At 55.8% G+C, this 1,246-nt stretch carries 1 protein-coding gene and 2 pseudogenes; all 3 read left to right on the top strand.

All coding sequences use genetic code 11. The features are described from left to right. A pseudogene (locus HHL15_RS26150) lies at positions 1–145 on the top strand (IS5/IS1182 family transposase); the annotation flags it as partial. A gap of 417 nt (positions 146–562) precedes the next feature. Further along, positions 563–940, top strand: coding sequence for a hypothetical protein (locus HHL15_RS26145; RefSeq protein ID WP_169148694.1), 378 nt, complete (start codon positions 563–565; stop codon positions 938–940). An 86-nt stretch (positions 941–1,026) separates the two neighbouring features. Then, a pseudogene (locus tag HHL15_RS26140) lies at positions 1,027–1,246 on the top strand (IS5/IS1182 family transposase); the annotation flags it as partial.

Raw genomic sequence — 1,246 nt, 5'->3', positions numbered from 1 at the left:
CTTCGGGTGGCTGAAGACAGTGGGCGGAATGAGAAAGACCCGCTTCATCGGAGAAGCCCGAACCCAGATCGCCGCCTACCTGTCGGCGGCGGCGTACAACCTGCTGCGAATTGCGAAATTGCAGAGCGCGGGGAGTGCGGCATGAAGCGGCTCCCGGAATTGGGCGGAAGCCCATTCCCCGGCCCATTCGACGGGCATCAAAACGGGATTGGGAATCCAACTCCGGGAATGAAGTCATGAGAAATCAAATAGCGAGAGGTACGGTTGGCGCGGTTTCTCGGCGTTTTTGCATCGGCCTGTTAGCGCAGCGTAACCCGACATTCCCTATCAACAATCAAAAAGCCATAACACTCGGCAGTTCCATTGTTAGTCTTTTGCCAATCGTTGCCGATGTGTTTGAGCACGAACGGGACCGGTCATGCGATGTCGGGTTACGCTGCGCTAACCCGACCTACGCCGACTGCACTTGAGTGAGGTCGCCGCAAGTGCCGCCTAACAATTCGTCCAAGCCGACGCCGCTTCGCGGCGCGGCTTAACTCAGGCGTTAGCCTTAAGGTAAGCAATGGAATTCCTGCTAGAGTTGCTCCTCGAATTTGTGATTCAGATTGTTGGAGAGGCATTATTCGAGCTTGGTTTGCACTCATTGGCCGAGCCGTTCCAGAAGCCACCAAACCCTTGGCTCGCTGCTTTGGGGTATGCGCTCTTTGGAGCAATCTTTGGAGGTATTAGCCTTTGGCTATTTCCTCATCACATGGTTATTTCTGCCGGATGGCGCTTGGCCAATCTATTTCTCACGCCAGCCCTGGCAGGAATGTGTATGTCACTGATCGGCTTTTGGCGAGCCAGGCACGGTTATACCGTGCTTCGTATTGATCATTTCTCTTACGGCTTTCTGTTTGCTCTATGCCTTGCTCTCGTGAGGTTTCAATGGGCAAACTGATGGCTAACAGGTTGATGCAAAACCCAGTGAACGATCCCGCCACCCGTCTGTCCTAGCCGTATCCCCGAACCCCAGGCAGAACAACGATGCGTGGCGAAGTCGATCCCCAGTCCTCGATGTTTCACTATTTCTCGGTCGAGTCCCGGATTCCGGCTGATCACCCGTTGCGCCGGGTGAAGAAACTGGCCGAGTCGGCACTGTCCGCCATTTCTGCGGAGCTCGACGGCCTGTACGCCAGGACGGGCCGCCCTTCGATTCCGCCGGAGCGCCTGCTCAAGGCCCAATTGCTGATTGCTTTCTACTCGG

It is taken from the genome of Zoogloea dura, from assembly GCF_012927165.1.
Taxonomy (GTDB): domain Bacteria; phylum Pseudomonadota; class Gammaproteobacteria; order Burkholderiales; family Rhodocyclaceae; genus Zoogloea; species Zoogloea dura.
Note: the sequence above shows the minus strand (reverse complement) of the source record. Positions and strands in the feature narration are given on the sequence as shown.